Source organism: Nocardia sp. NPDC004604 (assembly GCF_040609795.1).
GTDB lineage: Bacteria > Actinomycetota > Actinomycetes > Mycobacteriales > Mycobacteriaceae > Nocardia.
In genome coordinates this window covers 26,983-52,808 of record NZ_JBEXLC010000036.1, presented here as the reverse complement: position 1 = coordinate 52,808, position 25,826 = coordinate 26,983, and the positions used below count along the sequence as shown (strand labels likewise).

At 65.3% G+C, this 25,826-nt stretch carries 25 protein-coding genes; 16 read left to right on the top strand and 9 right to left on the bottom strand.

Annotated elements, in window-relative coordinates; all coding sequences use genetic code 11:
• Together ABZW16_RS15705 and ABZW16_RS15700 are read right to left on the bottom strand one after the other, a co-directional pair.
• Complete coding sequence (locus ABZW16_RS15705; RefSeq protein ID WP_354956325.1) at positions 1 to 1,167, bottom strand: low temperature requirement protein A; 1,167 nt, start codon at positions 1,165 to 1,167, stop codon at positions 1 to 3.
• A 45-nt stretch (positions 1,168 to 1,212) separates the two neighbouring features.
• On the bottom strand, positions 1,213 to 1,737 hold the full coding sequence (locus tag ABZW16_RS15700; protein WP_354956324.1) for an Lrp/AsnC ligand binding domain-containing protein: 525 nt from the start codon (positions 1,735 to 1,737) through the stop codon (positions 1,213 to 1,215).
• A 158-nt stretch (positions 1,738 to 1,895) separates the two neighbouring features.
• Here ABZW16_RS15700 and hppD point away from each other — a divergent pair, with 158 nt between their 5' ends.
• The 7 genes from hppD (at position 1,896) to tuf (ending at position 8,995) form a co-directional block, all read left to right on the top strand.
• A complete protein-coding gene (gene hppD / locus ABZW16_RS15695) occupies positions 1,896 to 3,104 on the top strand; it encodes a 4-hydroxyphenylpyruvate dioxygenase (protein WP_354956320.1) in 1,209 nt (402 codons plus the stop codon).
• A 71-nt stretch (positions 3,105 to 3,175) separates the two neighbouring features.
• On the top strand, positions 3,176 to 3,703 hold the full coding sequence (locus ABZW16_RS15690) for a DUF3558 domain-containing protein (RefSeq protein ID WP_354956318.1): 528 nt from the start codon (positions 3,176 to 3,178) through the stop codon (positions 3,701 to 3,703).
• An 11-nt stretch (positions 3,704 to 3,714) separates the two neighbouring features.
• A complete protein-coding gene (locus ABZW16_RS15685) occupies positions 3,715 to 4,272 on the top strand; it encodes a DUF3558 domain-containing protein (RefSeq protein WP_354956316.1) in 558 nt (185 codons plus the stop codon).
• A gap of 295 nt (positions 4,273 to 4,567) precedes the next feature.
• Positions 4,568 to 4,942, top strand: a complete 375-nt coding sequence (rpsL, locus tag ABZW16_RS15680; protein WP_067527016.1) for a 30S ribosomal protein S12 — start codon at positions 4,568 to 4,570, stop codon at positions 4,940 to 4,942.
• A gap of 1 nt (position 4,943) precedes the next feature.
• The gene (gene rpsG, locus ABZW16_RS15675) at positions 4,944 to 5,414 is read left to right on the top strand and encodes a 30S ribosomal protein S7 (protein ID WP_040739280.1); all 471 of its coding nucleotides are present in this window, start codon (positions 4,944 to 4,946) and stop codon (positions 5,412 to 5,414) included.
• Positions 5,415 to 5,554: 140 nt separating this feature from the next.
• Positions 5,555 to 7,657 carry an elongation factor G gene (gene fusA, locus ABZW16_RS15670; RefSeq protein ID WP_354956313.1) on the top strand — a complete coding sequence of 701 codons (2,103 nt, stop codon included), beginning with the start codon at positions 5,555 to 5,557 and terminating at the stop codon, positions 7,655 to 7,657.
• A 147-nt stretch (positions 7,658 to 7,804) separates the two neighbouring features.
• Positions 7,805 to 8,995 carry an elongation factor Tu gene (gene tuf / locus ABZW16_RS15665; RefSeq protein ID WP_354956311.1) on the top strand — a complete coding sequence of 397 codons (1,191 nt, stop codon included), beginning with the start codon at positions 7,805 to 7,807 and terminating at the stop codon, positions 8,993 to 8,995.
• A 368-nt stretch (positions 8,996 to 9,363) separates the two neighbouring features.
• Here tuf and ABZW16_RS15660 read toward each other — a convergent pair whose 3' ends face one another.
• Entirely contained in the window at positions 9,364 to 9,582 is a 219-nt protein-coding gene (locus tag ABZW16_RS15660; RefSeq protein ID WP_354956309.1) for a hypothetical protein, read from the bottom strand.
• 140 nt (positions 9,583 to 9,722) lie between these two features.
• Positions 9,723 to 10,361 (bottom strand): DUF4232 domain-containing protein, encoded by a 639-nt coding sequence (locus ABZW16_RS15655; RefSeq protein WP_354956307.1) that lies wholly within the window; start codon positions 10,359 to 10,361, stop codon positions 9,723 to 9,725.
• A 200-nt stretch (positions 10,362 to 10,561) separates the two neighbouring features.
• Here ABZW16_RS15655 and ABZW16_RS15650 point away from each other — a divergent pair, with 200 nt between their 5' ends.
• Positions 10,562 to 11,371: an alpha/beta hydrolase gene (locus ABZW16_RS15650; protein WP_354956305.1), complete on the top strand. Its 810-nt coding sequence runs from the start codon at positions 10,562 to 10,564 to the stop codon at positions 11,369 to 11,371.
• Here ABZW16_RS15650 and ABZW16_RS15645 read toward each other — a convergent pair.
• The 3 genes from ABZW16_RS15645 to ABZW16_RS15635 form a co-directional block, all read right to left on the bottom strand.
• The gene (locus ABZW16_RS15645) at positions 11,368 to 12,546 is read right to left on the bottom strand and encodes a lipase family protein (RefSeq protein ID WP_354956353.1); all 1,179 of its coding nucleotides are present in this window, start codon (positions 12,544 to 12,546) and stop codon (positions 11,368 to 11,370) included. The two genes, ABZW16_RS15650 and ABZW16_RS15645, sit on opposite strands and share 4 nt — an antisense overlap.
• Before the next feature lie 150 nt (positions 12,547 to 12,696).
• Positions 12,697 to 13,320, bottom strand: coding sequence for a TetR/AcrR family transcriptional regulator (locus ABZW16_RS15640; RefSeq protein WP_354956303.1), 624 nt, complete (start codon positions 13,318 to 13,320; stop codon positions 12,697 to 12,699).
• Between the two features lie 5 nt (positions 13,321 to 13,325).
• Positions 13,326 to 13,682: an SPW repeat protein gene (locus ABZW16_RS15635; protein WP_354956301.1), complete on the bottom strand. Its 357-nt coding sequence runs from the start codon at positions 13,680 to 13,682 to the stop codon at positions 13,326 to 13,328.
• A 232-nt stretch (positions 13,683 to 13,914) separates the two neighbouring features.
• Here ABZW16_RS15635 and ABZW16_RS15630 point away from each other — a divergent pair, with 232 nt between their 5' ends.
• From ABZW16_RS15630 to ABZW16_RS15620, 3 genes are all read left to right on the top strand, one after another.
• Positions 13,915 to 15,114 carry an FAD-dependent oxidoreductase gene (locus ABZW16_RS15630; RefSeq protein WP_354956299.1) on the top strand — a complete coding sequence of 400 codons (1,200 nt, stop codon included), beginning with the start codon at positions 13,915 to 13,917 and terminating at the stop codon, positions 15,112 to 15,114.
• A 117-nt stretch (positions 15,115 to 15,231) separates the two neighbouring features.
• A complete protein-coding gene (locus ABZW16_RS15625) occupies positions 15,232 to 15,993 on the top strand; it encodes an aspartate/glutamate racemase family protein (protein WP_354956297.1) in 762 nt (253 codons plus the stop codon).
• Between the two features lie 5 nt (positions 15,994 to 15,998).
• Entirely contained in the window at positions 15,999 to 16,739 is a 741-nt protein-coding gene (locus tag ABZW16_RS15620; protein WP_354956295.1) for a DNA alkylation repair protein, read from the top strand.
• A 14-nt stretch (positions 16,740 to 16,753) separates the two neighbouring features.
• On the opposite strand, the gene ABZW16_RS15615 is transcribed toward ABZW16_RS15620, so the two are convergent.
• Both ABZW16_RS15615 and mftR2 read right to left on the bottom strand, forming a co-directional pair.
• A complete protein-coding gene (locus ABZW16_RS15615) occupies positions 16,754 to 17,809 on the bottom strand; it encodes a ferredoxin--NADP reductase (protein WP_354956293.1) in 1,056 nt (351 codons plus the stop codon).
• 127 nt (positions 17,810 to 17,936) lie between these two features.
• Positions 17,937 to 18,575 (bottom strand): mycofactocin system transcriptional regulator MftR2, encoded by a 639-nt coding sequence (mftR2, locus tag ABZW16_RS15610; protein ID WP_354956291.1) that lies wholly within the window; start codon positions 18,573 to 18,575, stop codon positions 17,937 to 17,939.
• Positions 18,576 to 19,126: 551 nt separating this feature from the next.
• Here mftR2 and mftA point away from each other — a divergent pair.
• The 5 genes from mftA (at position 19,127) to ABZW16_RS15585 (ending at position 25,399) form a co-directional block, all read left to right on the top strand.
• Complete coding sequence (mftA, locus tag ABZW16_RS15605; protein WP_354956351.1) at positions 19,127 to 19,216, top strand: mycofactocin precursor MftA; 90 nt, start codon at positions 19,127 to 19,129, stop codon at positions 19,214 to 19,216.
• A gap of 14 nt (positions 19,217 to 19,230) precedes the next feature.
• Positions 19,231 to 20,778 carry a mycofactocin radical SAM maturase gene (mftC, locus tag ABZW16_RS15600; protein ID WP_354956349.1) on the top strand — a complete coding sequence of 516 codons (1,548 nt, stop codon included), beginning with the start codon at positions 19,231 to 19,233 and terminating at the stop codon, positions 20,776 to 20,778.
• A 228-nt stretch (positions 20,779 to 21,006) separates the two neighbouring features.
• Entirely contained in the window at positions 21,007 to 22,407 is a 1,401-nt protein-coding gene (gene mftF, locus ABZW16_RS15595) for a mycofactocin biosynthesis glycosyltransferase MftF (RefSeq protein ID WP_354956289.1), read from the top strand.
• Positions 22,408 to 22,451: 44 nt separating this feature from the next.
• A complete protein-coding gene (mftG, locus tag ABZW16_RS15590) occupies positions 22,452 to 23,894 on the top strand; it encodes a mycofactocin system GMC family oxidoreductase MftG (protein WP_354956287.1) in 1,443 nt (480 codons plus the stop codon).
• A 128-nt stretch (positions 23,895 to 24,022) separates the two neighbouring features.
• Positions 24,023 to 25,399 (top strand): GAF domain-containing protein, encoded by a 1,377-nt coding sequence (locus ABZW16_RS15585; RefSeq protein WP_354956285.1) that lies wholly within the window; start codon positions 24,023 to 24,025, stop codon positions 25,397 to 25,399.
• Positions 25,400 to 25,826 lie beyond the last annotated feature (427 nt).

The following is a 25,826-nucleotide window of genomic DNA, read 5'->3' as shown; positions in this document are numbered from 1 at the left end:
CTACATCGAGCGCGGTTGCCGCCGCACCCGGACCACGGGCAACGGTTGACCGGGTCCGGCCACCATCTGCTCGGCGATATCGGTTGCCACCAGCACCGCCGCGGTGAGTCCGACCACGGCGATGGCGGGCAGCAGCGACGACACCAGCGCGACGACGATCAAACCCAGCGCCGCCGCAATGCGGGTCGTGGCCACATTGCCCAGCATTCGCCACCGATTCACCACCAGCGCCATGAGGAATAGCGCAGCGCCGCCCGGTGCCAGTGCGGCGGCAACACCGTGCGCGATGTGACCGGGATCGGCCACCGCATGACCCAGCCCGACCGCCACCGCGACCAGTCCGGCCACCAGCCCCAAATGCCCATAGCTCAGCACATCTCGCACGATCAACCCGGGCGCGGGCATGGTCGTCAGCGCGTGCTCGAGCAATCGCGCCGAGCGATGGAAATAGATCCACCACAGCCCTGCGCCCACCAGGAAGGCCAGCACCAGCGTGGTCACCACCTGCGGATCGAGGTCGTTCGATGCGGCCTGCGCGCCCGCGTCGACCACCGATTCACCCAGCGCGATAATGATGAACAGGCCGAACCGCTCCACCAGATGCGAGACCCCGATCGCCCGGTTGCGCACGGCCCTGCCGTACAGCAGCGGTGCGCCCAACTGCACGATGAGCGCCCCGGTCCAGACCCAGATGCGGGTATGTTCCGGCAGCGGCGCGCTCGCGAAAATCGCTATCGCGGTGACCAATCCGATGCTGAACGGATTGATGGTGGTCTCGAAGCCGTGCGTGCGGGTGACGGCGATGAACAGCACGATGCGCAACAGTAGATGCGCACCGGCGAAAACCATTGCGGCCCCGCGTGGTTGGTCCAGTGCCGCGGGCGCCGCCACCGCCATCAAGTAGATGAACAGCCCGCAGCCGAACAGCACGAGACGTTGGGCATTGGTCTCCTCGACGGTATTCACCAGAATGGTGACGCCGACCCAGCCCCACCACAGCGGGGCGAGCAGGACCAGGGCGTGGCCGAGGGTGGCGATCGAGGTGTGGTAGCCCAGCACATGCGCGGTCTGGGTGACCGCGAAGACCAGGACCAAATCGAAGAACAACTCGGCCCAGGTGGCGCGGGCATGGGGTGTGGCGGTGTTGGATTCGGCAGGCTCGCTCATCGGAATCTCGTACTCGGTGACACAGGAATACGAGCCTAGATGGGTTCAGCGCTCCGGGTTGTCCCGGTAGGCGGGCGCTTTGGTGGTCCCGGTCGGTGTCAGCGTGCGCAATAGCGGCAGCGTTCGGTGCGCGATGACCGTCGACAGCACGATCACGCTGTGCGAACGCACCACCGAACTCGTCCGATCGATACTCAACAGCACCGCCTGCAGCCCGGCATGCGAATCCGCGCCGATCCGGCACAGCACATCGCCCGAGCCCGTGGTCGCGTATGCCTCCAAAACCCCTGGAATCGCATCGAGTTCGGCCGCCACGGCATCCAGCGCGCCCTGTGCGATCTCCAGCGTGACGAAGGCCTGCACATCGAAACCCGCTGCGGTGACATCGATCTGCGGATCATAGGAGGCGATGACGCCCGACTCCTCCATTCGTCCGATGCGCGACTGGACGGTGGCCCGCGCGACCCGGGTGCGCCGGGACAGTTCGAGAATGCCCGCCTTCTGATACTCGTGCATCGCGGTGAGGATGGCGAGATCGAGTTCATCCAGTTTCGCGGGCGTGCGCGACATGACGGCCTCCGTTCGGGGCGCGACCGGCGTGGTGCTGGTCGCTCTGATGCTATTCAAATTGTCCAGCATCAAGGGTGAGTTCCTAGCCGAATTCACCACAGTGTCTATCGAAAATCGATGATGTTGCCTATCCGCAGGGGCGGCGATTTCCTTGGATCATGACCATCGAGCACCTGCCGAACTCCCAGCGACACAGCGGCCCGCTGCCCACCGACGGTGAGCTGCGCAGGCTCGTCGGGCTGGTCGATCACGATGACGCCGTCGATCCGTTCCCGGTCATCGGCTGGGACGCGCTGGTCTGGGTGGTCGGCAACGCGACCCAGACCGCCCACTTCCTCGAGTCCGCCTTCGGCATGCGGCTGGAGGCCTACTCGGGCCCGGAGACCGGCAACCGCGATCACAAGGCCTATGTGCTGCGCAGCGGCGCGGCCAGATTCGTCATCACCGGAGCGGTCGCACCGGACAGCCCGCTGGTCGCCCACCATGACCGGCACGGCGACGGCATCGTCGATATCGCGCTGGAGGTGCCGGATGTGGACCGCTGCATCGAATGGGCGCGCACCCACGGCGCGACGATTCTCGCCGAACCACATGACGACACAGACGAATTCGGCACCGTCCGGTCGGCGGCACTGGCCACCTACGGTGAGACCAGGCACACACTGATCGACCGCTCCGGGTACCACGGGCCGTATCTGCCCGGATATATCACCCGCCGCTCCGGCCATCAGCCGCGCCCCGGCACGCCGACCCGGCTGTTCCAGGCCATCGACCATGTCGTCGGAAATGTCGAGCTGGGCATGATGGACGAGTGGGTCGAGTTCTACCGCCGGGTCATGGGTTTCACGAATATGGCCGAATTCGTCGGCGACGATATCGCCACCGAGTACTCGGCGCTCATGAGCAAGGTGGTGGCCAATGGCAATCATCGGGTGAAGTTCCCGCTCAACGAACCCGCGGTGGGTAAGAAGCGTTCCCAGATCGACGAATACCTCGAGTTCTATCGCGGCCCCGGCGTACAGCACATCGCACTGGCCACCAGCGACATTCTCGAATGCGTCGACGTATTGCGCCGCGAGGGCATCGAATTCCTCGAAACACCCGACACCTACTACTCCGATCCCGAACTGCGCGCCCGCATCGGCCATGTCCGCGTCCCGGTGCGCGAACTGCAAAGCCGCGGCATCCTGGTCGACCGCGACGAGGACGGCTATCTCCTGCAGATATTCACCAAACCGCTCACCGACCGCCCCACCGTCTTCTTCGAACTCATCGAACGCCACGGCTCCCTCGGCTTCGGCAAGGGCAACTTCAAGGCCCTGTTCCAGGCGATCGAACGCGAACAGGCCGCCAGGGGCAACCTCTGAACCAGCCCGGTCGGTGCAGCCCGCACCGCACAGCGGGCTGCACCCCGGGTTCCGCCGGTATTGTTCACGGCATGCGGATCCCGTCGGCGATCGTCACCGGTCTGGCCCTGGCATTGACGCTAGCGGCCTGCGGCTCGGACGGTGACTCCGATTCCTCCAACGCCCCGTTGCGTCCGCCGCCGAAGGTCGCCGCGCTCGGCCCGTTCGTCGGTGAATGTGGCCATGTCACCGAACAAGAGGTCCGCGATATCGCCGGACTGACCCAGCTTGCGCGGGTGTATCGGAACTCGGTCGGCTGCAACTTCCAGGCCGCCGGACTCGCCTCGCCGAGTGTCACTTTCGCGTCGTATCGGGGTAGCCCGATCGATCGCGAGAAGGCCTGGGTCTCCAATGTCGGTCGCAATCCGGAGACCATCGATGTCGGCGGTCGCAAGGGATTCCAGGCGCTCGACCCCAGTGGCGCGGTCTGCGATCTCGCGGTGCAGCTCGATGACGACTTCTTCGAATGGTCGATGTCCTACGGACTGTTCTCCAGTCAGGGCAATCCGTGTGACCGGACCCGCAAGCTGGCCGAGTTGACCGTGCAGCGGTTGCAGTGAGGGGAGCACAGATGAGTTCACGTCCGGGCCTCCGGATCGCGGCCGTCGCCGCCACGGTGTGCGCGGTCGCGCTGACCGCCGGTGGCTGCGGTAAGACCGTCAAGGGTTCGGCGCATCCGGCGGGCGGCAGCGGAGCCACCACCGTCAATACCAATTTCGACAAGCTGCTGCGCGAATGCGAGGTGGTCGGGCTCGACCAGATCGGTTCGGCGGTGGGCAATGCGAAGGTCGTCTCGTCGTCGTTCAACGGCGCGGTCTGCATGTGGGATGTCGAGGATGCACCCGGCGGCTCGGCCATGGTCACCCTCAATTGGTACGAGGAAGGCTCACTGAATAACGAGAAGTCCAATAACGACAAGCTGGGCTACAACACCGAGAACATCACCGTGCAGGGGCGGCGCGGTCTGAAGACGACGCGTCCGAACGATCCCGACTCGTGCGGAGTGAGTGCGGGCGCCGCCGATACCGGCATCATCGGCTGGTGGATCAACTATCGACCGGGCGGCCATCCCGATCCGTGTGCCGGCGCCCAGAAATTGGTCGAGCTGACCCTGAATCTGGCCAGGTAGCCCGGCCGGTGATAGTGGCCTTTCGGCCGCGTCGGCCGACCCCACTTTGACCATGTGTCGAGGCCACGGGTATCGTGGATCGCTGTGCCCGGAAGCATGCGGGCAAGTTCGTGCGCAAACGTAGGCCAGCGAGAGCGGCCGACCTTTCCGGCGTGCCCGGAATTCGGACTATGTCTTGCGTGCGACACGCCCGACCTCGGGACGCGAGAAACGTGGTCGGACGTGCGGGTGAAGACTCGATGACACAGACATGAAGTTCCAGACACCGCGTTAACTAATTAAGGAAAGCCGGTCTATGCCAACCATCAACCAGCTGGTCCGCAAGGGTCGTCGCGACAAGGTCACCAAGACCAAGACCGCGGCCCTCAAGGGGAGCCCGCAGCGTCGTGGCGTGTGCACCCGCGTGTACACCACCACCCCGAAGAAGCCGAACTCCGCGCTGCGCAAGGTCGCGCGTGTTCGCCTGACCAGCGCGGTCGAGGTCACGGCCTACATCCCGGGTGAGGGCCACAACCTGCAGGAGCACTCGATGGTGCTCGTTCGCGGCGGTCGTGTGAAGGACCTCCCCGGTGTTCGCTACAAGATCATCCGCGGCTCGCTCGACACCCAGGGTGTGAAGAACCGCAAGCAGGCCCGCAGCCGCTACGGCGCCAAGAAGGAGAAGAGCTGATATGCCACGCAAGGGCCCCGCACCCAAGCGTCCGCTGATCAACGATCCGGTCTACGGTTCGCCGCTGGTTACTCAGCTGGTCAACAAGATCCTGCTGGACGGCAAGAAGTCCACCGCCGAGCGCATCGTCTACGGCGCGCTGGAGCAGGCGCGCGAGAAGACCGGCACCGATCCGGTCGTCACCCTCAAGCGCGCGCTCGACAACGTCAAGCCTGCCCTGGAGGTGAAGCCCCGCCGCGTCGGTGGCGCCACCTACCAGGTCCCGGTCGAGGTTCGTCCCGGTCGCTCCAACACCCTCGCGCTGCGCTGGCTGGTCAACTACTCCCGCGCGCGCCGCGAGAAGACCATGGTCGAGCGGCTGGCCAATGAGCTCCTCGATGCCAGCAACGGTCTCGGTGCTTCGGTGAAGCGCCGTGAGGACACCCACAAGATGGCCGAGTCCAACCGGGCCTTCGCGCACTACCGCTGGTGACGTCTGCCCGGCCCGTCGTTTTCTGGGTCGGGAGGCACAGTCGGAATGCGGCACTAACCTGCCGCTTCCGGCGTTGACATAGAGACGACCACAGGGTCGTCCCCGAAAATCCCATCTAGCTACGAGCGGGGAAGATTTCCGTGGCACAGGACGTGCTCACCGACCTGAACAAGGTCCGCAACATCGGCATCATGGCCCACATTGATGCGGGCAAGACGACCACAACTGAACGCATCCTCTTCTACACCGGTATCACCTACAAGATCGGTGAAGTTCACGATGGCGCCGCCACCATGGACTGGATGGAGCAGGAGCAGGAGCGTGGTATCACCATCACCTCTGCGGCTACCACATGCTTCTGGAACGACAACCAGATCAACATCATCGACACCCCCGGGCACGTCGACTTCACCGTCGAGGTGGAGCGGTCGCTGCGCGTGCTCGACGGCGCCGTTGCGGTGTTCGACGGCAAGGAAGGCGTCGAGCCGCAGTCCGAGCAGGTGTGGCGTCAGGCCGACAAGTACGACGTGCCTCGGATCTGCTTCGTCAACAAGATGGACAAGCTCGGTGCGGATTTCTACTTCACCGTGCAGACCATCAAGGACCGCCTCGGCGCCAAGCCGTTGGTCATCCAGCTGCCGATCGGCGCTGAGGACACCTTCGAGGGCATCGTCGACCTGGTCGAGATGAACGCCAAGGTCTGGAAGGGCGAGACCAAGCTCGGCGAGAAGTACGAGATCGAAGAGATCCCGGCCGATCTGAAGGACAAGGCCGAGCAGTACCGCCAGGAGCTCCTGGAGACTGTCGCCGAATCCGACGAGGCGCTGCTGGAGAAGTTCTTCGGCGGCGAAGAGCTCACGATCGATGAGATCAAGGGCGCCATCCGCAAGATGACGGTCAACTCCGAGCTGTACCCGGTCCTGTGTGGTTCGGCGTTCAAGAACAAGGGCGTGCAGCCCATGCTCGACGCCGTGATCGACTACCTGCCGACGCCGCTGGACGACGGTGGCACCGACGGTCACGTGCCGGGCAAGGAAGACGAGATCATCCACCGCGACGCCAGCACTGCTGAGCCGTTCGCCGGTCTCGCCTTCAAGATCGCCGTGCACCCTTTCTTCGGCAAGCTGACCTACGTGCGCGTGTACTCGGGCAAGGTCGACTCCGGTGCCCAGGTCATCAACTCGACCAAGGGCAAGAAGGAGCGCCTGGGCAAGCTGTTCCAGATGCACTCCAACAAGGAGAACCCGGTCACCGAGGCCGTCGCGGGCCACATCTACGCGGTCATCGGCCTGAAGGACACCACCACCGGTGACACCCTGTGCGATCCGCAGAACCAGATCGTGCTCGAGTCCATGACCTTCCCGGACCCGGTCATCGAGGTCTCGATCGAGCCGAAGACCAAGTCCGACCAGGAGAAGCTGGGCACCGCGATCCAGCGCCTCTCCGAAGAGGATCCGACCTTCTCGGTCAAGCTCGACCAGGAGACCGGCCAGACCGTCATCGGCGGCATGGGCGAGCTGCACCTCGACATCCTTGTCGACCGCATGCGCCGTGAGTTCAAGGTCGAGGCGAACGTCGGTAAGCCGCAGGTGGCCTACCGCGAGACGATCACCAAGAAGGTCGAGAAGCTCGAGTTCACCCACAAGAAGCAGACCGGTGGCTCCGGCCAGTTCGCGAAGGTCATCATCGCTCTCGAGCCGTTCGTCGGCGAGGACGGCGCGACCTACGAGTTCGAGAACAAGGTCTCCGGTGGCCGCGTGCCGCGCGAGTACATCCCTTCGGTGGACGCCGGTGCGCAGGATGCCATGCAGTACGGTGTGCTCGCGGGCTACCCGCTGGTGAACCTGAAGGTCACGCTGCTCGACGGCGCTTACCACGACGTCGACTCGTCGGAAATGGCCTTCAAGATCGCTGGCTCGCAGGCCCTGAAGGAAGCGGCCCGTAAGGCCGGTCCGGTGATCCTCGAACCGCTGATGGCGGTCGAGGTCATCACGCCCGAGGATTACATGGGCGATGTGATCGGCGACCTGAATTCCCGCCGTGGCCAGATCCAGGCCATGGAGGAACGCAGTGGTGCCCGTGTCGTCAAGGCGCTGGTTCCGCTCTCGGAGATGTTCGGTTACATCGGCGATCTGCGGTCGAAGACCCAGGGCCGGGCGAACTACTCCATGGTGTTCGATTCGTACGCGGAGGTTCCGGCCAACGTGTCGAAGGAGATCATCGCCAAGGCGACCGGCGAGTAGGTGTCTTCGGGCACTCCGCAGGCTCCGCGCCTGCACGATGGGGGCAGGTGCAAGACTTGCCCCTATCAGCCGGGAGTCAGCACGACCCCCAATATGTAAACCGCACTGCTGCAACTGCACGCACCAACAAGTCCAGGAGGACACCAAGTGGCGAAGGCGAAGTTCGAGCGGACGAAGCCGCACGTCAACATCGGCACCATCGGTCACGTCGACCACGGCAAGACCACGCTGACCGCAGCGATCACCAAGGTGCTGGCTGACAAGTACCCGGATCTGAACGCGGCGTTCGCGTTCGATCAGATCGACAAGGCGCCGGAGGAGAAGGCTCGTGGTATCACGATCAACATCTCCCACGTCGAGTACCAGACGGAGAAGCGCCACTACGCTCACGTCGACGCGCCGGGTCACGCCGACTACATCAAGAACATGATCACCGGTGCGGCGCAGATGGACGGTGCCATCCTCGTGGTCGCCGCCACCGACGGCCCGATGCCGCAGACCCGTGAGCACGTGCTGCTCGCCCGTCAGGTCGGCGTGCCCTACATCCTGGTCGCGCTGAACAAGTCGGACATGGTCGACGATGAGGAGATCCTCGAGCTCGTCGAGATGGAGGTCCGCGAGCTGCTGGCCGCCCAGGAGTTCGACGAGGACGCGCCGGTCGTGCGGGTTTCCGGTCTGAAGGCGCTCGAGGGCGACCCGAAGTGGACCGAGGCGATCGTCGAGCTGATGAACGCGGTCGACGAGTCCATCCCGGACCCGGTTCGTGAGACCGACAAGCCGTTCCTGATGCCGGTCGAGGACGTCTTCACGATCACCGGTCGTGGCACCGTCGTCACCGGTCGTGTCGAGCGCGGCATCATCAACGTGAACGAGGAAGTCGAGATCGTCGGCATCCGCGAGAAGAGCACCAAGACCACCGTCACCGGTATCGAGATGTTCCGCAAGCTGCTCGACCAGGGCCAGGCCGGTGACAACGTCGGTCTGCTGGTTCGTGGTATCAAGCGCGAAGATGTCGAGCGTGGCCAGGTTGTCGTGAAGCCGGGCACCACCACCCCGCACACCGAGTTCGAGGGTCAGGCCTACATCCTGTCCAAGGACGAGGGCGGCCGCCACACCCCGTTCTTCAACAACTACCGTCCGCAGTTCTACTTCCGTACCACGGACGTGACGGGCGTTGTGACGCTGCCCGAGGGCACCGAGATGGTCATGCCCGGTGACAACACCGAGATGACCGTCAAGCTGATCCAGCCGGTCGCCATGGACGAGGGTCTGCGCTTCGCGATCCGCGAGGGTGGCCGCACCGTCGGCGCCGGTCGCGTCACGAAGATCGTCAAGTGATTCACTGAATCGCTTATCGAACGGCGTCGCTCCGAAAGGGGCGGCGCCGTTCGGCGTTTCGGGGGTTGGCAGCCGCGAGTTTGGTGGGCGGGGGACAACAGTCGGTATCCAATAGGATTTGGCTCCTACCGAAAGGGCCGCTTCCTTGCGGGAGGAGGCCCTTTGTGCACTAATGCCGATTTATCGACGCTGTACAGGCGCGAACAGAAGTTGAATGAAGCAATTAGCGGTCTCGCTCTTGCGGGTAGCACGCCTCGGTTACTACGTACGGTGTGACCAGGAGTTCGTCCGTCCGATTACCGAACAGTTCGGCACATCGAGCATGGTCGGTGTCGCGGCGGTTCAGGTAGGCGACGAGTGGACCAGTGTCAACGATCAGCATCGGTTCGACCGATCTCGTCACGCAGAACGTCTTTGGCGCGCGCGCCGAGGTCAGTCGCAGGACCATCGAACGTTCGTAGGACTGAGAATCGGTCAGATTTCGGTCGGACCAGCCGCAGCACATGCTGCCGCACCTCATCGACCTGCTGGGGCTCCAGTTGGTCGATGAGCGTGTGAAGCTCGGAGTAGTCGCGCGCGGCGGTCACGGGTACATCCTACGGTAGACAGCCTCGACGAGCTCGAGGATCTCATCGCGGGGTCCGGGATGGACTCGTCGACCGCGGCCATGAGCTCGAGCATCGGCGCGGACGCCGCCGCATCGAAAGGTGTTGTGCCGCGCGGGGTTTCAGTTCGCCGTGCCCGGCTTCACATAATCGACGTGCAGTAGCGCTATAGCGGGCTGCACGCAGGCGTCGACGCCGAATGGGAGAGTTACCGCGACGGTCTGGTTCGGTGGATAGATCAGCAGATATTCGGCCGGAGCATGCTCGCAGTCGTAGTTTCCCGCCTGTGTGTACCGCACTGTCGCATGCGCGACCGCGCCGGGGCCGAGGATGACCTGTTGCGGCTCGCCGTCGGTGATCTGCTCGCCTGTGGGGCCGATCGACAGTGGCGGATCTCCGACGGCCAATGACACTGCTGGATAGCCGAAGAGCGCGCAGGTGCGCGCGGTGATATTCGTGAAATCGATCGGGGCGTAGATACTCCCTGCCGCCCCGCCCGCATTCTCCAGCGATAGTGCGACATCCGTGGTGGCACAGTGCGGTGCGCCCAGGGGCGGCGCGTCGGTCGGCGGGCCGGTGGTTGCGGGCGTTGTCGCTCCGGGCACCGATGCTGCGGGAACCGATGGTTCGGGAATCGGCGTATGCGGAGTTACCGCAACAGCGGGCCGGGTGATCATGCTGGCCGATGGCGCGGGCGATGAACTCTCGCAGGCGGCCATCGGCAACGCCGCCACCAGGGCGGCCGCTGCTATCAGGCGCATATTTCAACGGTAACCGCCCGGTGCGCAACTAGGACTACAACGCATCGCATACGCGAACTTGTGGCGAAACTTCGAGCCGGTGCGGTAGCCGAACCCTTCCGAATGGGTACTCGAACCCATGACCTCGGAGGTTATCGCGGGTCGGCATGGCTCGGCGCTAACGTCGAGCGAAGAGGTAAGACCGGTTGATCGGAGGAAGCATGAGTAGTTCGGCCCTGGCCACCGCACTCGACGTCACCGAGGGGACGTGGACGCACGGCATGCCGTATCTCGCACTCGGATCCGGACGTCCGCTGGTCTTCCTGCGGTGGTTCACCCCCGATCACGCCAATCCGACCGGATGGTTGCGACAGTCCGAGATCAGAACATTGGCCCCGCTCGCGGCACATTTCCGGGTCTATGCGGTGAACCGCGCGCCCGGTATGGCCGAGGGCACCACGATGGCCGATATCGCCGCCGACCATGCGCGGGCATTGCACGACGAATTCGGCGAACCCGTCGATGTTGTCGGCGTCTCCTCGGGGGGATCACTGGCCCTACAGCTCGCGGCCGACCACCCCGCCGCCGTCCGGCGACTGATCATCGCCTCGTCGGGCTACACCCTGGAAAACGCCACGCGCACGGCGCAGCTGCGCTACGGCGAGGCGGCCCATGCGGGCAAGCGCGGGCTGCACCACATGGCCGCGGTCGCCTTCAAATCACCGGTCGCGCAGCGCCTCGCCGCCGCGGGCATGTGGTTGGCCGATCCCCTTGCGCGCCCGCGGAATCCCGCCGACACCCTGGCCTTCATCCGTGCCGAGGACGCCTTCGACCTCACGGGTCGGCTCAGCGATATCACCGCACCGACCCTGGTCCTCGGTGGCGACAGCGATGGCGGCTACAGCACGGAAACCTTCCGCCGCACCGCGGACGGAATCCCGAACTCGCGCTTGATCATCTACCCGCATACCACCCACATCGGGGTCGTGAAGCGCTTTGTTCCCGATGTCGTCGCCTTCCTGGCGGACTAGTTTTCGCAGTTGTTCGGGGCCGGGTCGCCGCGCAAGCGGGCGTCGAGCCAGAACAGCACCGCGGGTATCCCGAGCACGGCGGCGCTCAGATGTTCGGGGGAGTAGGTGAGTTCGGCTTGCAGCGCGACACCCGCAGCGCAATACCGCCGGTCGACATTGAGGATCGCGTCGACCGGAATGAGCGGATCGTTCGGCGAATGCCATTCGAAGATCGGTATATTCGGGATGCCGTCGAAGAGTTCCAGACTGTTCTCCTCGACTACCGCCCTGGCATTCCGATCATCGGCCAGGTTCATATTCCGTGCGTAATCGCGGGCGCTGTGCCCGGCGCCGATGTAGAGGATTTCGTTGGTGCAGGCGTTGGCTATCGCGGTGCGTGCTTCCAACCCGCGTTGGTTCAGGTAGTCGCTGATCGGAAAGCGGTACGGGTACTCCCGTTCCAGTCCGATACCGGCCGCCATCAACAGGCCGAATGCCGGATGTGGATCGGTGTTGACCCACTCCACCATTTTCACCAGGTTCATCGGTACGCCGCCGATCGCGGCGCCCGCGATATCCAGTTCGGGCGCGTATCTCGGCGCCATCGCGGCGGCGAATGCGGTGGCCATGCCGCCGCCGGAATAGCCCGCCATCGCGATTCTGCTGTTCGCTATTTCGAGTTCGGGAACTCGGCGAATGGCGCGAATGCCGTCCAGGGTGATCTGGCCGCCGAGCCGGGCCGCGCCATAGGCGGAGTTCGGCCCGAGATGGTCGGGCAGTGCGATGCTCCAGCCGGCGAACAGCAGCGCGTTGAGCAGCACCGCCTCGCGCAGCTGGAGAGCCGGATCGGAGGTGTAGAGCACGCGCGACACCGTGCACTGCGTGCCGAGGCCATTGATGATGTGCTGATAGGACAGAACCGGTCCATCGGGGCGGTGCGAGCGCGGCGTCAGCATTAGCGTCGTCGCCGCGATCGGCTGTCCGGCGGAATTGTTCGAACGGAATTTGATCTGCGTGACCGTGGTTTCCGGAAAAACCAGCAGTGGCGGCATCGGTCGCGTCGCGAGCACCTCACCCGGTCGCTTATTCGCCAGGTCCGGTGGTGCCGCATAAAAGGGGTCCGGGTCCGGAGTCGGGTAAATCGGTGTGGCGTGGGCTCCGGTGCCGCCCAGGAATGTCGTCGAGGCGCCGACCATGAGGCAGACGATCAATGCGCGCGTCGCGAGACCGGTCAGATCTCGAAGGGTTCGATTGATCTGCACAAGCCGAAGGTCTATCACGCGCCCCGAATGACATCGGTAAAGGCGCGCTTTTCAGTTATCCAGTCGAAAGAATAAAAAGCATGCTCAACCGAGCTGCGTCATGCCCGCCGCGACGACCCGCGCGACATTGAAGATCTCATCCGCCGTCGGCAGCGGCACCCCGTCGAGGGCGTGCAGCCGATCGCTGCTGGCAATGGCGAACATGGCCGAAACCCACGCGGCCGCGCAGGCACGCAGCGTGCCGGGCTGGACCGGAACGGGCGCGCTGGCCTGCAGCACCCGGGCGGTGATATCGAGTAGTTGATCGCGCAGGCGGCGCAATTGGCGGCGGACATCGGGATGGGTATCGGCCTCGCGCCACATGATGACGCGCAGCACCGAGGAATGGTGATCGCGCAGATTCAGCGCGGCATCGAGATTGACCAGGCTGGCCGCCGGATCGCCCGGTGCGACCACCGTGCCGATATCGCCGATCGGCTCCGCGGGCACCCGCTCGGCCATCAGTGTGGACAGGATCGAATCCTTGGTGGGGAAGTAGTAGAAGACCAGGCCCTTGGGGACACCGGCAGCCTCGGCGATGGCCGCGGTCGCGGTCGCGTCGAATCCCTGTGCCGCGAACAGTTTTTCCGAGGCATCGAGAATAAGCTGACGGGCGTCGCCGTCGACTTTCGCGCTACGGCGCCGCCCGCCTCGCCGGGGTTTCGGCATCTGCATCAGTGATGCGGCGCCATATCGTGCAGCCGACCCGATACCGTCGGCAGCGCCGCCGCCGCGACCACCACCGTCACCACGCCCACTACCCATGCGGTCCAGGATGCGCCGCGGTAGCCGGTGTAGTCCATCGCCCATGGGGAGATGAACAGCAATGCGCCGAACAGGCCCATCGCATAGTCGGCGGCCGCCAGGGTCGCCCGGTACATCTGCGTCAGGCCGGTGAGGGCGATGAGCACGCCCAGGACGATCAACGACCACATGCCGTTGTCGTTCGTGTTCACCCACAGGGGTGACAGCGCGGTAAAGATGCCCAGCACAACGGCCAGGAAATCCTGCGCGCGACTTTCGGTGAACATGGTGTGCCTCCTCAGGCTCTGAATTGTTCTCCGCACTTCGATCTAACTCTGATTGACCGCCCGATCAATATAAATATGGATACGATTGCGCACCGATCGGTTGGTGATCCGGTGTGGCGGCCCTCACTGTGGTTTGCAACCAAGCAAAGGTTAGGGTGAGCTTCGTGTCACCCTCAGTAACGGATGCCAACTCGACCCGGCGCCGGTTCGGCGCTAATGAAGGGAAGGCCGCATGAACCGGCCGATTGTCATCGTCGGAGCCGGTCTCGCCGGGCTGCGCACCGCCGAGGAGTTGCGTCGCGCGGGATACGAGGGCGAACTGATCCTCATCGGTGAGGAGTCGCGGCTGCCTTACGACCGCCCGCCGCTGTCCAAGCAGTTCGTGCGCGGCGAGACCGACGACACCACCCTGCGGCCCGCCGAATTCTTCGACGAGAAGCAGATCGACCTGCGGCTCGATACCGAGGCGGTCGGCGTGGATACCGCCGCGCGCCAGGTGCGTCTGGCCGATGGCGGCACGCTCGACTATGACCAGCTGATCATCGCGACCGGTCTGCGGCCGCGCCGCCTGCCCGGACTGCCGGATCTGCGGGGCGTGCACGTACTGCGCGGACATGCCGATGCCGCCGCGCTGCGCGCCGAATTGTCCGGCGCGGGTACGGCGCTGGTGGTCGGGGCCGGATTCATCGGTTGTGAACTTGCGGCGAGCTTCCGGGCCAGCGGTGTCGAGGTCGTCCTGATCGAACCGCAGCCGACGCCACTGGCCTCGGTGCTCGGCGCACAAATCGGCGCGCTGGTGGCCCGCATGCATCGGGCCGAGGGCGTCGACCTGCGCTGCGAGACCGGCCTGGACACCTTCCTCGCCGACGATGCCGAGCGGGTGCGCGGCGCCCTGCTCTCCGATGGCAGTGAGGTATCCGCCGATCTGGTGGTCATCGGCGTCGGATCGCGTCCGGTGACCGAATGGCTCGCCGATTCCGGTATCGAGCTCGCCGAGCCCGCGGCCGGTGGCGGCGTGCTCGCCGACGAGGTGGGCCGCACCTCGGTCGATGGGGTGTGGGCGGTCGGCGATGTGGCCGCCTGGCGGCACGAGACCGGGCTGCGCAAGCGCGTCGAGCATTGGACCAATGCGGGTGAACAGGCCAAGCTGCTGGCCTGCGCGCTGCTCGGCGCCGAACCGCCGACCGCGGCGCGGGTGCCGTACTTCTGGAGCGATCAGTACGACGTGAAGATCCAGGCCCTCGGCACCCCGAGCGCCACCGACGATATCCACATCGTCGCCGACGACGGCCGCAAATTCCTCGCCTACTACTCCCAGCACGGCAACCTGACCGGTGTGGTCGGCGCGGGCATGACCGGCCAGGTGATGAAGGCCCGCGCGAAGATCGCCGCGAATGCGCCGATCGCGGATCTGCTCGCGGCCGCACCCTAGCGATTGCTCGCGGGTCGCTCGAAAGGATCAGTCGTAGCGATTGCTCGCCCGGGCGCACTACACAACCAGCCCGGCGGCCGAGTAGGGCGTGATGGTCCGCTGTAATACGGTGGTCGGGTGATCGTCGCGCTCATCGATTCCGGGCTGGGGTTGCTGCCCACGGCCGCCTGGCTGCGCAAGCTGCGGCCGGATGTCGACCTGCTGCTGCGGTTGGATCCGGATGGCGCGCCGTGGGGACCCAAACCCGAGCAGTGGGTGACCGACCGGGTGGTCGACGCCGCGCGGAGTTCGGTTCGCCTCGGGGCGGAGGTGATCGTGCTGCCGTGCAATACGGCCAGCGTCACCGCGCTGGACCAGGTGCGCGCTGAGGTCGGGCCCGGCGTCCCGGTGATCGGCACCGTTCCGGCGATCAAACCGGCTGCGGCGGTGTGCAAGTCGGTCGCGGTGTGGGCCACCGCGGCCACCACCGCCAGTCGGTATCAGGCGGATCTGATCGCCCGGTTCGGCGGTGATGCGAAGGTGGTCGGCATCGCCTGTCACGGTTTGGCGGATTCGATCGATCGCGGCGACCTGGTCGCGGCCCGCGATTCGATTGCACGCGCGGCCGAACAGACTCCGGCCGATGTCGAGGGGGTGGTGCTCGGATGCACCCACTACCCGCTGGTCATCGATGCCATTGTCGCCGCACTGCCCGATGGCGTTCGGCTCTTCGACAGCGCGCAAGCCGTTGCGGCACAGACGATTCGGCGGATGGATGCGCTCGGTAGGCCGACCACCGGCAATGGTGCAGTGCGGGTGCTCAATAGCGGTCGGCCGGGCGAATTGCCGGTCAGCGCAGCGGCTTTCGAATCGGGACGGATCCTGGGAGCGCAGGGATAGCGGTGATGGCCCAACTCGTGCCGACCGCCGCCGCGGTCCATGCGGCGCTGGCCGAGGTCGCCGACCCCGCCGATGCCGGCCAGCTGGCGCGGTTCTTCAAGACCGGGCCCGGTGAGTACGGCGAAGGTGATGTCTTCCTCGGTGTGCGGGTGCCCGTCACCCGATCGATCGCGAAACGCTTTGCGGCACTTCCACTCGACGAGATCGATGCGCTGCTGGACAGTGCCGTGCACGAGGACCGGCTGGCCGCGCTGGTCATCCTCAATGCCAGATTCGCCGCGGCGCGCAAGCCGCGCACGCTCGATACCGACGGGCAGGCGGCGATGGTCGAGCTCTATCTCGCCGCGGTGCGCCGGGGTCGGGTGAACAACTGGGATCTGGTCGACGTCTCCGCCGAGAACGTCATCGGCCCCTGGCTGCTCGATCGGCCACGCGACCTGCTCTTCGAACTCGCGCGCGCGGACTCGCTCTGGGAGCGCCGGGTGGCGCTGCTGTCGAGCTTCGCCTTCATCAAGGCGGGCGATGCCTCGACCACCTTCGAACTCTGCGAACAACTCCTCGACGATCGCCGCGATCTGATCCAGAAGGCGCTCGGCTGGATGCTGCGCGAGGTCGGCAAGCGCGTCGACGAGCGACTGCTGACCGGCTTCCTCGACAAGCATGCGGCCGATATGGGCCGTACCGCACTGAGCTATGCGACCGAGCGCCTGGATCCCGCCCTCCGCGTCCACTACCGCGGACTGTAACCGGTTGCGCCGGATCAGAATTGGATGCGCAGGTGGTCGGTGACCGGATGCGCCTGGCAGCCGAGGATATAGCCGTTCTCGATATCCTCGGGATCGAGGATATCGGCATTGTCCATTTCGACCTTGCCCTCGAGCACCGTGCACGCGCAGGAACCGCATTCGCCTTCCTGGCAGGAATACGGCACATCCAGGCCCTTCGACAGCATGATGTCGACCAGGGTCTGCTTGCGCGGCCACTTCAGCTCGTGCACCTCGCCATCGAGTTCGACCTCGACGGTGGCCGCGTCGGCGGCCTCCTCGTCGGTCATCTCGACCGGTGCCTGATCCGCGAACGGGTCTCCCGCAAGGGAATTGAACACCTCGGCGTGCGTGCGCGAACGCGGCACATCGAGTCGGGCCAGCGCGTCGTGCACCCGGTCCATGAACGGCTTCGGCCCGCACATGTAGGCGTGGTAGCCCACGTACGGCGCGACCAGCGCGGCCAGACCGTCCGCGGTCGGCAGCCCCTGCAGGTGCTCCAGCCAGTGGATCACGATGAGCCGCTGCGGATGCTTCTCGGCCAATTCGCGCAGCTCACCAGCGAAGATCACCGATTCGTGATCACGATTGGCGTACACCAGCACAATTCGGCCGTTCCCGCGCGCCAGCGCCGATTTCAGGATGGACATCACCGGCGTGATGCCGCTGCCGGCGCCGAACAGCAGCAGATCGTCGTCGAGGTTCTTCGGCGTGAAGACGCCCGATGGCGGCAGTACTTCGAGCTGATCGCCCGCTTTGACGTTGTCGCAGACCCAATTCGATCCGTAGCCGCCCACGGTGCGCTTGACGGTCACCTTGGGCCGGTCGTCGGTGTGCGGTGAGCTGGCCAGTGAATAGCAGCGTGCCACCGAGCCGGTGAGGTCGCTCGGGATGCGCAGGGTGAGGAACTGCCCCGGCTGGTAATCGAAACGTTCGCGCAGTTCGTCGGGCACGTCGAAGACCAGCGAACAGGTGTCGGCCGTTTCGGCGATGACTGCGGATACCCGCAGCACGACCGAACGCGAACCGTGTGGAACTTCGACGGTCGTCACGACTGCGCCTCGCTGCCGCTCGGCTCCGTCATGACCACCGAGGGTGCTGTATTTATGGCTCGCTCGCTGCGCTCGCTCACGGTTCTCGTCCTCTCGAACACAACCAAAACTAGAACGTGTTTCAGTTTCATCGTACGTCGGGACCGGGCTGACGGACAAGCTGGGCCTGCAGACCGTCGATCAGCACTTCCATACCGAAGTCGTAGGCGTACTTCCCGCGCAGGTCCGCCATGTATTTGGTGGCTCGCTCCACCGACTCCGGCAGTGCCACCTCCGACAGCGGCGACCGCTCGCGCGGATTCACCCGCCGGCGGCCGAACAGGTAGGTGTGGATCGTCGCGTACGCGGCCAGCACATTGCGGTCATTGAAACCCGCCTCGAACAGGATCTCCATAATGGCGGCGATCAGATCGAGCTGTTTGCCGAGCATCTGCTCGATCAGCACATCGCCGAGTCCGGGATGTTTGCGCAGCTTGTCGTCGATCTGGTCGATCAGATCGCGCAGCCGATGCTGCCACGGCCCGGAATCGGGCGCCGGCTTGCGAACTCCGGTCAGTGCCGCGCTCGCGACGAGGTCGAGCAGCTCGCGTTTATCGGCGACGTAGTAGTACGGCGCCATCGGCGAAACTCCGAGTTCGCGGGAGAGTCGACGCATCGACAATTTCTCCACGCCGTCCTCGCGGACCACGCGCAGCGCGGCCTCGACGATCTCGGATTCCGACAGTGTCCTATTTGCGGCGCTCCCAGGCCCTCCGTGGTTACGCAAGCTCCCGCCTCCGGTCCTCGAGCTCGCACCGCGGGGTCCTATTTGCGGCGCTCCCGGGCCCTCCGTGGTTACGCAAGCTCCCGCCTCCGGTCCTCGAGCTCGCACCGCGGGGTCCTATTTGCGGTGTTCCCGGGCCCTACCTGGTTACGCAAGCTGCTGCCTCCGGGCCTCGAGCTCGCACCGCGGGGTGTAGCCGCCCCCGCTCGTCTGCATTCGTCCGACTCCCATGCCACCTCTACCACTGCGGGCGATGTCGCCCGTCACGTCCTGTTCAGCTGCTTGCCACCCGCAGTCTAGAGCCCGCGGTCGCGGCCCGGTCGGCGTGTGTGGGGAGGCGGACCTGCGGCGACGTGTGGGGTTGCGGCGGCGGCGATACGGCGCTGGTGTAATTCACATACTGAAACGTGTTCCATTTTGTCAGCTTGTGACGTTATCGTGTGAGCACGGCCGCACCCGTGGCCGTGGTAACTGGTCGCATCTCGGAGGTAGGCATGCCGGAGCACGGATCCATCGGACACACCGATACCGACAACACCGGGCGGATCGCGACGATCGAATCCAGGTCGATCGAGGAGGCGCCGCTGATCGAGGAGACCCTCATCGAAGAGGTCTCCATCGACGGTATGTGCGGCGTCTACTGACCGGCGGTACGACCATGCTCGATCTCGATACCCGATGGGAGCCGCATCCGCGGGTGGCGCTGCGGCCGGAGTCGTTCGGTGCGCTGCTCTACCACTTCGGCACGCGCAAACTCTCCTTTCTGAAGAGTCGACGGATCCTCGAGATCGTCCGCTCGCTGCCCGCGCATGTCTCGGCAGGTGCGGCACTGCGGGCGGCGGGCGTCTCGGATGACCTCGCCGGACCGTACGTGCGCGCCTTGGCGCAGTTGGCCGATTCGGACATGATCAGGCAGGCCGCGCCGGGCAGTGTGCCCACGCCGATGCCCGCACCGCTGCCGCACACCGGGCAGCCGCGAGCTGCCACGGGCGGGCGGCTGATCGATAAGTTCGAAACCGGTTTGGCCGCACCGATCTGCCTGACGTGGGAGCTGACCTACGCCTGCAATCTGTCCTGTGTGCACTGCCTGTCCTCCTCCGGCCGCCGCGATCCGCGCGAGCTGAGCACCGAACAGTGCAAGGCGTTGATCGACGAGTTCGAGCGCATGCAGATCTTCTATGTGAATATCGGTGGCGGCGAACCCACTGTGCGCCAGGACTTCTGGGAGCTGGTCGACTATGCGACCGCGCACCATGTCGGAGTGAAGTTCTCCACCAACGGAGTTCGCATCACACCCGAGGTCGCCGCGCGCCTGGCCGCCAGTGACTATGTGGACGTACAGATTTCGTTGGACGGCGCCGACGCTGAGGTCAACGATGCGGTGCGCGGACCGGGGTCCTACGCCATGGCGATCCGGGCGTTGGAGAATCTGGCGGCGGCTGGATTCACCGATGCTAAACTCTCGGTGGTCGCGACCCGGTACAATATCGCCCAGCTCGACGAGTTCAAGGCGATTGCCGATAGGTACGGCGCCACACTGCGTTTGACGCGGCTGCGGCCATCGGGTCGGGGTGCGGATGTCTGGGACGAACTGCATCCGCTTCCGGAACAGCAACGGGTGCTCTATGACTGGCTGGTGCGCAATGGCGAAGGCGTGCTCACCGGCGATTCGTTCTTCCATCTGTCCGCATTCGGCCAGGCGCTGCCCGGTCTGAATATGTGCGGTGCGGGCCGGGTGGTCTGCCTGGTGGATCCGGTCGGCGACGTGTATGCCTGCCCCTTCGCGATTCACGACCGGTTCCGTGCCGGAAATGTGGTGGCGGATGGCGGTTTCCGCACCGTGTGGCAGGAATCGGAACTCTTCGCCGAACTGCGCGAGCCCACCGATGGTGGTGCGTGCTCCGGCTGCGCCCACTACGACGCCTGCCGCGGCGGTTGTATGGCGGCGAAGTTCTTCACCGGACTGCCCGCGGATGGGCCGGACCCGGAGTGCGTGCAGGGCTACGGCGAGGCGGCGCTGGCCGACGCCGGACGGATGATCCCGCGCTCGTCGGTCGACCACTCGCGCCGGACCGCGCCGAGCCGACCGGGATCGCGTAAGTCGGGCCCGATTCCGCTGACACTATCGGTATCTCGCCCCGCCGCTGAACGCACATCACCGGAGCGGCGACCCGCGCGCGCCTGCGACGAGAGTCCACTGACATGATTCCGAACCGGTAGCCAGTTATGTGCTGCACGATCAATCGACGATGGCTATCGAGCGACAATTCGATGATTGCCAGATTGTTGCCGAATGCCTTCGGCGAGTCGCACGCGACCCGCCGGAAAGCCGTGTCGGGAGATATCCCGCCCCGCGGGCGCATTCGTGCGGAATTCCGTCCTTTTTTCCGGACTGATGATGCCAATGCGCGAATCTCCGCCTAGCATGCCAGGAATGCGCCATGATCGCCTGCCCGATGGATTCGGGGTGCGGATCGATCCACGGGTACGCGCATACTCCGGGGGGCGCATCTTGATCGGGGGTTCGCCCGCCCGGTTGCTGCGACTTGCCCCGGAGGCCGCCGAGATGATCGGCGACGGGTACCTCGAGGTCACCGGCCCGAAGTCAGCCGTTGTTGCCAGACGGCTGCTCGACTCCGGTGTCGGTAATCCGCGTCCCCAGCTGCTGCCCGCGCTCGACGACGTGACCGTGATCGTGCCGCTACACAACAATGCCGACGGCCTGGCCCGACTCCTCGCGGCCCTGCGCGGGCACAATGTGATCGTCGTCGACGACGGTTCGGATCAGCCCGTGCAGATCCCGCGCAACCGTGGCACCCGCTGCCGGGTGACGGTACTGCGCCACGACCGCAGACAGGGCCCGGCCGCCGCGCGCAATGCCGGATTGCGGGCCGCGACAACCGACTTCGTCGCCTTCCTGGACTCCGACGTGGTCCCGCGCAGCGGCTGGCTCGAGGTGATGCTCGGGCATTTCAGCGATCCGGAGGTGGCGCTGGTCGCGCCCCGGATCGTCACACTCGATCCGGAGTCGAACGCGCTGGCGCGCTATGAGCACACCCGCTCCTCACTCGATCTCGGTCGGCGCGAATCGGCCGTGCAGTCGCGCGGGCTGGTGTCGTACGTGCCGAGCGCCGCGCTGCTGGTACGCCGCAGGGCGCTGTTGGCCGGGGGCGGATTCGACGAGTCGATGCAGGTGGCCGAGGATGTCGATCTGTGCTGGCGGTTGGAGCAGGCGGGCTGGCGGCTGCGCTATGAGCCCGCGGCACATGTGGCGCACGATAGTCGAATCTCGTTCCGCGCCTGGTTCGGTCGCAAGCTCTTCTACGGCACCGGCGCCGCACCGCTCGGCGAGCGGCATCCGGGCATGGTGACGCCGCTGGCAATGCCGTTGTGGACGGTGGTGGCGACCATACTGTTCGCCACGCTGACGAAGTGGGGACTGCTCGGCGGACTGATCACCATGGTGACCGCGCTGGCCCGACTACGCCGGGTCTTCACCGGATTGGACAACCCCACGCGGATCGCGGCGATCTATCTGGCGCGCGGCTACTTCGCGGGAATCTGGCGACTGGCCTCGGCGATGTGCCGACACTATTGGCCGATCACGATGGTGGCGATGATGCTGTCGCGGCGGGTCCGGCGCATCGCGGTCACCATGGCGGTTGCGGACGGCTTCGCCGACTGGTTCACCCACCGCGATGCGGGCGGCCTCGACCCGTTCCGCTATGTGGCCTACAAGCGGATGGACGATATCGCGTACGGAACCGGCCTGTGGCTGGGCGCATTCCGCGCCCGCAGCCTGGAGTCGCTCAAGCCGAGTACGCCTCGGAACTGAATCGAACGTGTAATGGCTGTACCACCTGATGAGTTGATGTAGAGATGGTCGATACGCTGATCGTCGGTGGTGGCACGGCCGGATGTGTCCTGGCGGCCAGGCTGAGCGAGGATCCGGACCATAGTGTGCTGCTGGTCGAAGCCGGTCCGGTGTCGATCGATGCGGCGCAACTGCTCGACGCGACCCGGATGCCGATCGGCCCCGAATCGACCTTGGTGTGGCGCTATCCCGTCGACCTGGCCGATGATGTTGCCGGAAATATTGTGCGCGGCAGGGTGATCGGTGGATCGGGCGCGATCAACGGCGGCTACTTCGTGCGCGCGACGGGGGCCGACTTCACGGCGTGGAGCAAGGAGCTGGGCGGCTCGGCGAGCTGGTCCTTCGACGCGGTGCTGCCCGCCTATCGCCGCCTCGAGCGCGATCTCGATTACGGCGACCGGCCGGGGCACGGCACGACCGGGCCGATACCGGTGCGCCGCACCGCCGCGCCAACCCCGCTGAGTCGCGAATTCGCCTCGGCCTGTGCGGCACTCGGCCTTGCCGCGATTCCCGACCTGAACGCGCTGCCCGGCGCGGGTCCGGCCGAAGGCTGGGGACCGGTGCCGTGCAATATCGAGCACGGCAGGCGGGTCGACACCGCGACGGCGTATCTGGCACCCGCGCTCGCCCGACCGAACCTCACCGTCACCGGCGCGATGCTGGTGACTCGCATCCGCTTTCACGGCACCCGTGCCGTCGGCGTCGACTATTTGCACGACGGCAAGGCGGGCACGCTCGCGGCCGATCGCATCGTGCTGTGTGCGGGCGCCATCGAATCTGCCGCGCTGTTGCTGCGCTCCGGTATCGGCGATCCGGGACAGCTACGGGCGCTGGATGTTCCGGTGCTGCATCCCGCGCCGGTCGGCGCGTGGTTCAGTGATCATCCCGAGATCGGCATCGACTATCGCGGTGATCCAGCGTTGGCGAGCGGCGTCGGTATCCCGCTGGAATATGTGCTGGAACTCGACGATGTCGAAATCCGTCCGTACGCCGTATCGTTTACCCCGTATATCCATCGTTTAGGTGTTGCGCTCATGCGTCCGCGATCCGAAGGGGTGCTCCGGCTGCGTTCCACCGATCCCACCATCGCGCCGCTCATCGATTTCCGCTACTTATCGGCTGACGCCGATCGGATTCGATTGCGAGAAGCGGTGACCATGGCGGTCGAGGTATTGCACGGAATCCCGATGGTGCGCGCGCCGGAATCGAAACCGGAACCCGCCGATGCGTGGCTCCGAGCGAATCTGGCTACCTCGCAACATCTGTCGGGAACCTGCCGAATGGGCGGTGCGGACGACGAACGCGCGGTGGTCGACGAGCGGTGCCGAGTGCATGGCACGACCGGGTTATCCGTGGTGGATCTTTCCGTCGTGCCGGTGCCGCTGAGCCGCGGTCCGAAGGCGACGACGGTAATGATCGCCGAACGGGTCAGCGAATATCTCACCTAAGGATCTGAAAGACGGGTAGGTCACATTTGTACGAGGTCTGAACGGGATGTGAGCTGGCGGACAAACCAAGACAACCGCCTTTGTCTGGTAATGCGCGCCGGTACAGTTTGGGGCGGAAAGAAAGGCTAATGGTCAGCAATCTTGCAGGTGGGCGGCCCCCACGGCACGGCGTCGAACCCGGCACTCAACTCGGCGCTCTGGAAGCCTATGCCGCACAAGCACACGGATACCTTAGCGCGGGTGGCGAGCAGCTGTCGCAGCTTGCCGGTCTGCTGCGTCCGGTTGTGCTCGAATCCTGGCTGCGCAGCGTGCGCGGCGGCATCGACCCGATGGACCTGCTGGACGGGCGCGGCCTGCGCGGTGCCGATCTGCAGCGCTATCGCGATGCGCACCCGATTGCTGCATTGATGCCATTGATCGACAAATTGCTCGTACAGGACACGGCCAGAACGGGTTTGATCGTCGCGGTGGCCGATCAATTCGGCCGGGTGCTGTGGGTACACGGCAATTCGGATCAGGTCGACGCGGCCGCCGAAATCGGTCTGCGTGCTGGCGACGATCTGAGTGAACGTCGCATCGGAACCAATGCCGTCGGCCTGGTGGTGCGCACCGGCCGGGCCGCGTGGATCCATGGGCCCGAACACTTTCTGCATCGGATGCATCAGATCACCGGTGTCGCCGCGCCGGTACACGATCCCGACGGCAGGCTGGTCGGCGTGCTGATGATCGCCGGGGGCGTGCGGGTGGCCAAGCCGGAGATCCTGGCGCTGGTGAAGGCGACATCGACGGCGGCCGAAATGGATCTGCTGCTGAGTGCCATGCGGGCGGGGCAGCACGGGTCCTCGGGCCGCGCCGTGGCCTATGACAGCACGACGGGCGAAATCGCCGTGGCCCGGCTCGGTCTGGACGTGCTCGGGCTCGGACAGCCGCTGCTGAGTGTCGCGGGTGATCGAGTTCCGTTGTCGCAGCGGCATGCTGAGATCCTGCTGCTGCTCGCCGAACATCCCGAGGGGCTCGGCGCCGACCATCTCGCGCTGCTGCTCGATGACACGGATCTGGACAACGGCACCATTCGTGCCGCCATGTCGCGGCTGCGTGCGGTGGTCGGTCCGACCGTATTCGGTTCGCGCCCTTACCGGTTGCGGGTGCATGTCGCAACCGATATCGAAGCGCTGCGAGCCGCACTCGACTCCGGTGATGTCGATTCTGCATTACGGCTGTACGCCGGACCGGTGCTGCCGCGCTCGACCGCGCCCGGAATTATTGACATTCGGGATGAACTTCGGGTTCGGCTGCGCACCGCGGTGCTCAGTTCCGGCGATACCGCGGTGCTGCGTCGGTGGACCGCATGTGCCGAGGGGCGTGACGATGCCGCGTCCTGGGCCGCCTATCGCGCGACGGTGGATCGTGATTCGCCGTTATATGCGCAGATCGAGGCCAAGATTCGGGTGCTCGATCGACGCTTGGGCGCCGATGCAACGCGGATGCAACGTTCGGGCTCATAGTCTGCACATCTGAAAGTGCTGTGGCTCACATACGCGATCGAAATGTGGTCGCGGACACAGCTTTGCCCTGCTGCGTCGGCCCAGCTGAGCGCGCTGGACGATCGACCAACTTTTTTTAGTGCAAAAAGTTCCTTTTTATTAACGAAGCGCCTAATGTTCGCAATGCACGGATCACATCCGTGTGATCAAGCTGACAAAGCCTCGGCGCCTCGCACCGCGGCAGCAACGTTGGAGGAGCGATCAAGAGCTAGGCGCATGCGGTGACCGTCGGTCGCCGCGGTGGTGACCGTCGGTCACCGATCTCGATTCACGCAATCTGTTCCGATCTCGTGTGGGTGCCGTCGTCGTGCACCGCACATTCGCCGAATCATCTTGTGGTGGCGTCCCAGCCATGCGTCCAACGCTGAACAGCGTTGCCGCAGCGGCT

What these genes read in the sequence shown, in the direction of transcription:
- hppD (WP_354956320.1), top strand. Translation starts at nt 1,896, where the DNA reads ATGACCATCGAGCACCTGCCGAACTCCCAGCGACACAGCGGCCCGCTG.
- ABZW16_RS15640 (WP_354956303.1), bottom strand. Translation starts at nt 13,320, where the DNA reads ATGCCGAAACCCCGGCGAGGCGGGCGGCGCCGTAGCGCGAAAGTCGAC.
- ABZW16_RS15655 (WP_354956307.1), bottom strand. Translation starts at nt 10,361, where the DNA reads ATGCGCCTGATAGCAGCGGCCGCCCTGGTGGCGGCGTTGCCGATGGCC.
- ABZW16_RS15620 (WP_354956295.1), top strand. Translation starts at nt 15,999, where the DNA reads ATGGCCCAACTCGTGCCGACCGCCGCCGCGGTCCATGCGGCGCTGGCC.
- ABZW16_RS15630 (WP_354956299.1), top strand. Translation starts at nt 13,915, where the DNA reads ATGAACCGGCCGATTGTCATCGTCGGAGCCGGTCTCGCCGGGCTGCGC.
- mftC (WP_354956349.1), top strand. Translation starts at nt 19,231, where the DNA reads ATGCTCGATCTCGATACCCGATGGGAGCCGCATCCGCGGGTGGCGCTG.
- rpsL (WP_067527016.1), top strand. Translation starts at nt 4,568, where the DNA reads ATGCCAACCATCAACCAGCTGGTCCGCAAGGGTCGTCGCGACAAGGTC.
- ABZW16_RS15685 (WP_354956316.1), top strand. Translation starts at nt 3,715, where the DNA reads ATGAGTTCACGTCCGGGCCTCCGGATCGCGGCCGTCGCCGCCACGGTG.
- ABZW16_RS15650 (WP_354956305.1), top strand. Translation starts at nt 10,562, where the DNA reads ATGAGTAGTTCGGCCCTGGCCACCGCACTCGACGTCACCGAGGGGACG.
- ABZW16_RS15705 (WP_354956325.1), bottom strand. Translation starts at nt 1,167, where the DNA reads ATGAGCGAGCCTGCCGAATCCAACACCGCCACACCCCATGCCCGCGCC.
- ABZW16_RS15700 (WP_354956324.1), bottom strand. Translation starts at nt 1,737, where the DNA reads ATGTCGCGCACGCCCGCGAAACTGGATGAACTCGATCTCGCCATCCTC.
- mftF (WP_354956289.1), top strand. Translation starts at nt 21,007, where the DNA reads ATGCGCCATGATCGCCTGCCCGATGGATTCGGGGTGCGGATCGATCCA.
- ABZW16_RS15645 (WP_354956353.1), bottom strand. Translation starts at nt 12,546, where the DNA reads ATGGTCGGCGCCTCGACGACATTCCTGGGCGGCACCGGAGCCCACGCC.
- rpsG (WP_040739280.1), top strand. Translation starts at nt 4,944, where the DNA reads ATGCCACGCAAGGGCCCCGCACCCAAGCGTCCGCTGATCAACGATCCG.
- mftG (WP_354956287.1), top strand. Translation starts at nt 22,452, where the DNA reads ATGGTCGATACGCTGATCGTCGGTGGTGGCACGGCCGGATGTGTCCTG.
- ABZW16_RS15690 (WP_354956318.1), top strand. Translation starts at nt 3,176, where the DNA reads ATGCGGATCCCGTCGGCGATCGTCACCGGTCTGGCCCTGGCATTGACG.
- ABZW16_RS15635 (WP_354956301.1), bottom strand. Translation starts at nt 13,682, where the DNA reads ATGTTCACCGAAAGTCGCGCGCAGGATTTCCTGGCCGTTGTGCTGGGC.
- ABZW16_RS15585 (WP_354956285.1), top strand. Translation starts at nt 24,023, where the DNA reads ATGGTCAGCAATCTTGCAGGTGGGCGGCCCCCACGGCACGGCGTCGAA.